This window comes from Mycobacterium kyogaense (assembly GCF_003254575.1).
Taxonomy (GTDB): domain Bacteria; phylum Actinomycetota; class Actinomycetes; order Mycobacteriales; family Mycobacteriaceae; genus Mycobacterium; species Mycobacterium kyogaense.
This window is the reverse complement of the sequence record NZ_QJUA01000085.1, coordinates 1-5,424: the sequence shown is the minus strand read 5'-3', so window position 1 is coordinate 5,424 and position 5,424 is coordinate 1. Positions and strand designations below refer to the sequence as shown.

Below are 5,424 nucleotides of genomic sequence, written 5' to 3'. Positions count from 1 at the left end.
TTTTTTGTTGTGTCCGCATTTTCCCGTTTGGGGGCGCAACGTTTTTTTGCCAGATGTTTCTGGTGTTTGTGATCGGATTTTTCTGATTCGGATTCTGCCCGGTCTTGTATCGGGAGTTTTTGTTTGGAGAGTTTGATCCTGGCTCAGGACGAACGCTGGCGGCGTGCTTAACACATGCAAGTCGAACGGAAAGGCCCTTCGGGGTACTCGAGTGGCGAACGGGTGAGTAACACGTGGGTGATCTGCCCTGCACTTTGGGATAAGCCTGGGAAACTGGGTCTAATACCGGATAGGACCACGGCATTCATGTGCTGTGGTGGAAAGCTTTTGCGGTGTGGGATGGGCCCGCGGCCTATCAGCTTGTTGGTGGGGTAATGGCCTACCAAGGCGACGACGGGTAGCCGGCCTGAGAGGGTGACCGGCCACACTGGGACTGAGATACGGCCCAGACTCCTACGGGAGGCAGCAGTGGGGAATATTGCACAATGGGCGCAAGCCTGATGCAGCGACGCCGCGTGAGGGATGACGGCCTTCGGGTTGTAAACCTCTTTCGCCAGGGACGAAGCGCAAGTGACGGTACCTGGAGAAGAAGGACCGGCCAACTACGTGCCAGCAGCCGCGGTAATACGTAGGGTCCGAGCGTTGTCCGGAATTACTGGGCGTAAAGAGCTCGTAGGTGGTTTGTCGCGTTGTTCGTGAAAACTCACAACTCAATTGTGGGCGTGCGGGCGATACGGGCAGACTGGAGTACTGCAGGGGAGACTGGAATTCCTGGTGTAGCGGTGGAATGCGCAGATATCAGGAGGAACACCGGTGGCGAAGGCGGGTCTCTGGGCAGTAACTGACGCTGAGGAGCGAAAGCGTGGGGAGCGAACAGGATTAGATACCCTGGTAGTCCACGCCGTAAACGGTGGGTACTAGGTGTGGGTTTCCTTCCTTGGGATCCGTGCCGTAGCTAACGCATTAAGTACCCCGCCTGGGGAGTACGGCCGCAAGGCTAAAACTCAAAGGAATTGACGGGGGCCCGCACAAGCGGCGGAGCATGTGGATTAATTCGATGCAACGCGAAGAACCTTACCTGGGTTTGACATGCACAGGACGCTGGTAGAGATATCAGTTCCCTTGTGGCCTGTGTGCAGGTGGTGCATGGCTGTCGTCAGCTCGTGTCGTGAGATGTTGGGTTAAGTCCCGCAACGAGCGCAACCCTTGTCTCATGTTGCCAGCACGTAATGGTGGGGACTCGTGAGAGACTGCCGGGGTCAACTCGGAGGAAGGTGGGGATGACGTCAAGTCATCATGCCCCTTATGTCCAGGGCTTCACACATGCTACAATGGCCGGTACAAAGGGCTGCGATGCCGTGAGGTGGAGCGAATCCTTTCAAAGCCGGTCTCAGTTCGGATCGGGGTCTGCAACTCGACCCCGTGAAGTCGGAGTCGCTAGTAATCGCAGATCAGCAACGCTGCGGTGAATACGTTCCCGGGCCTTGTACACACCGCCCGTCACGTCATGAAAGTCGGTAACACCCGAAGCCGGTGGCCTAACCCCTTGTGGGAGGGAGCCGTCGAAGGTGGGATCGGCGATTGGGACGAAGTCGTAACAAGGTAGCCGTACCGGAAGGTGCGGCTGGATCACCTCCTTTCTAAGGAGCACCACGAGAGCTCGGCCCGCCCACATCGTGTGGGGGTTCGGTGACCGTAGCCGATTCGTGAAGATGGCCTCACACCTGTAGTGGGTGGGGGTCTGGTGCAATTCAACAAACTTGGCTTGCTGCGTGGGAATGCGTGGCGAGGAAAATCATCGGACACACTATTGGGCTTTGAGACAACAGCCCGTTGGTTCTCTGGCCACTGTGTGTGGTGAGAGGTGCTGTTGTTGCCCTGCTTTGGTGGTGGGGTGTGGTGTTTGATTTGTGGATAGTGGTTGCGAGCATCTGAGCATGCATGACTTTTGTGGGTTGTGTGTGGTCAGCATGTAATGCAAATTTTTCTGATACCCGCATGCGGTTGCGGTGCTCTTCGGGGTGCTGGGGTTGTGTGTGGGTGATGACTCATTTTTTTGGTTTTGTGTTGTAAGTGTTTAAGGGCGCATGGTGGATGCCTTGGCACTGAGAGCCGATGAAGGACGTGGGAGGCTGCGATATGCCTCGGGGAGCTGCCAACCGAGCGTGGATCCGAGGATGTCCGAATGGGGAAACCCAGCACGAGTGATGTCGTGTTACCCAGCGCTGAATATATAGGCGTTGGGGGGGAACGCGGGGAAGTGAAACATCTCAGTACCCGTAGGAAGAGAAAACAAAAGTGATTCCGTGAGTAGTGGCGAGCGAAAGCGGAGGATGGCTAAACCGTGTGCATGTGATACCCGGCGGGGGTTGTGTGTGCGGTGTTGTGGGGCGTTTCTTCTTCTCTCCGCCGAGAGGAGCGAAAGTGAACAACCGTTGGGTTAGGTGAAGTGGTCTGGGATGGCCTGCCGGAGAGGGTGAGAGCCCCGTATCTGAAAATCTGACGGCTTTCGTGAAATGTTTTCCCCGAGTAGCAGCGGGCCCGTGGAATCTGCTGTGAATCTGCCGGGACCACCCGGTAAGCCTGAATACTTCTCAGTGACCGATAGCGGATTAGTACCGTGAGGGAATGGTGAAAAGTACCCCGGGAGGGGAGTGAAATAGTACCTGAAACCGTGCGCTTACAATCCGTCAGAGCCCTCGACTTTGTTGTGGGGTGATGGCGTGCCTTTTGAAGAATGAGCCTGCGAGTCAGGGACATGTCGCGAGGTTAACCCGGGTGGGGTAGCCGTAGCGAAAGCGAGTCTGAATAGGGCGTATCCACACAACAGTGTGTGGTGTAGTGGTGTGTTCTGGACCCGAAGCGGAGTGATCTACCCATGGCCAGGGTGAAGCGCGGGTAAGACCGCGTGGAGGCCCGAACCCACTTAGGTTGAAGACTGAGGGGATGAGTTGTGGGTAGGGGTGAAAGGCCAATCAAACTCCGTGATAGCTGGTTCTCCCCGAAATGCATTTAGGTGCAGCGTCGCAGTGTTCGTGTCGGAGGTAGAGCTACTGGATGGCCGATGGGCCTCACAAGGTTACTGACGTCAGCCAAACTCCGAATGCCGACACGGTGTAATGCGGCAGTGAGACGGCGGGGGATAAGCTCCGTGCGTCGAGAGGGAAACAGCCCAGATCGCCGGCTAAGGCCCCTAAGCGTGTGCTAAGTGGAAAAGGATGTGCAGTCGCGAAGACAACCAGGAGGTTGGCTTAGAAGCAGCCACCCTTGAAAGAGTGCGTAATAGCTCACTGGTCAAGTGATTGTGCGCCGATAATGTAGCGGGGCTCAAGCACACCGCCGAAGCCGCGGCAGCACACCTTGTGTGTGCTGGGTAGGGGAGCGTCCTGCATCCGGTGAAGCCGCCGAGTGATCGAGTGGTGGAGGGTGTGGGAGTGAGAATGCAGGCATGAGTAGCGATAAGGCAGGTGAGAACCTTGCCCGCCGAAAGACCAAGGGTTCCTGGGCCAGGCCAGTCCTCCCAGGGTGAGTCGGGACCTAAGGCGAGGCCGACAGGCGTAGTCGATGGACAACGGGTTGATATTCCCGTACCCGTGTATGAGCGTCCCTGATGAATCACCGGTACTAACCGCCCAAAAGGTGGTCCACCAATTCCTTCGGGAAGCGGGGATCACCGGCTGCGCGGGACCTTCGGTGGTAGTAGTCAAGCGATGGGGTGACGCAGGAAGGTAGCCGTACCAGTCAGTGGTAATACTGGGGCAAACCTGTAGGGAGAGATCTAGGCAAATCCGGATCTCACATATCCTGAGAGGTGATGCATAGCCGAGTGAGGCGAATTCGGTGATCCTATGCTGTCGAGAAAAGCCTCTAGCGAGCGCATACACGGCCCGTACCCCAAACCAACACAGGTGGTCAGGTAGAGAATACCAAGGCGTACGAGTGAACTATGGTTAAGGAACTCGGCAAAATGCCCCCGTAACTTCGGGAGAAGGGGGACCCACATGGCGTGTAAGCCTTTACGGCCTAAGCGTGAGTGGGTGGCACAAACCAGTGAGAAGCGACTGTTTACTAAAAACACAGGTCCGTGCGAAGTCGCAAGACGATGTATACGGACTGACGCCTGCCCGGTGCTGGAAGGTTAAGAGGACCTGTTAACTCGTAAGGGTGAAGCGGAGAATTTAAGCCCCAGTAAACGGCGGTGGTAACTATAACCATCCTAAGGTAGCGAAATTCCTTGTCGGGTAAGTTCCGACCTGCACGAATGGCGTAACGACTTCTCAACTGTCTCAACCATAGACTCGGCGAAATTGCATTACGAGTAAAGATGCTCGTTACGCGCGGCAGGACGAAAAGACCCCGGGACCTTCACTACAACTTGGTATTGGTGCTCGATACGGTTTGTGTAGGATAGGTGGGAGACTGTGAAGCAGTCACGCCAGTGATTGTGGAGTCGTTGTTGAAATACCACTCTGATCGTATTGGGCCTCTAACCTCGAACCGTATATCCGGTTCAGGGACAGTGCCTGGTGGGTAGTTTAACTGGGGCGGTTGCCTCCTAAAATGTAACGGAGGCGCCCAAAGGTTCCCTCAACCTGGACGGCAATCAGGTGTTGAGTGTAAGTGCACAAGGGAGCTTGACTGCGAGACGTACATGTCAAGCAGGGACGAAAGTCGGGACTAGTGATCCGGCACCTCTGAGTGGAAGGGGTGTCGCTCAACGGATAAAAGGTACCCCGGGGATAACAGGCTGATCTTCCCCAAGAGTCCATATCGACGGGATGGTTTGGCACCTCGATGTCGGCTCGTCGCATCCTGGGGCTGGAGCAGGTCCCAAGGGTTGGGCTGTTCGCCCATTAAAGCGGCACGCGAGCTGGGTTTAGAACGTCGTGAGACAGTTCGGTCTCTATCCGCCGCGCGCGTCAGAAGCTTGAGGAAATCTGTCCCTAGTACGAGAGGACCGGGACGGACGAACCTCTGGTCCACCAGTTGTCCCACCAGGGGCACCGCTGGATAGCCACGTTCGGACAGGATAACCGCTGAAAGCATCTAAGCGGGAAACCCCCTCCAAGACCAGGCTTCTCACCCATTCAGTGGGATAAGGCCCCCCGCAGACCACGGGATCGATAGACCAGACCTAGAAGACTAGTAATAGTCGCAGGGAACTGGCACTAACCGGCCGAAAACTTACAACACCAACAAAACCTCGCAACCACACCACAAACACACACCACCCCCACCACCAAAAAACAGGGGCTATAAACTTCCCCACAAAAAGGGGATCACTCAAAAACGAGTGAATACAGTTACGGCGGCCATAGCGGCAGGGAAACGCCCGGACCCATCCCGAACCCGGAAGCTAAGCCTACCAGCGCCGATGATACTACCCACACGGGTGGAAAAGTAGGACACCGCCGAACACACATT

General features: G+C 56.1%; 3 rRNA genes. All 3 read left to right on the top strand.

The annotated features are described in order from the left end of the window. Positions 1 to 120 precede the first annotated feature (120 nt). The 3 genes from DMB80_RS27520 (at position 121) to rrf (ending at position 5,417) form a co-directional block, all read left to right on the top strand. Positions 121 to 1,640, top strand: a 16S ribosomal RNA gene (locus tag DMB80_RS27520). A gap of 427 nt (positions 1,641 to 2,067) precedes the next feature. Beyond that, positions 2,068 to 5,192, top strand: a 23S ribosomal RNA gene (locus tag DMB80_RS27515). A gap of 112 nt (positions 5,193 to 5,304) precedes the next feature. Continuing rightward, a 5S ribosomal RNA gene (rrf, locus tag DMB80_RS27510) occupies positions 5,305 to 5,417 on the top strand. Together the 16S, 23S and 5S rRNA genes form the textbook arrangement of a ribosomal RNA operon. Positions 5,418 to 5,424: the final 7 nt, after the last annotated feature.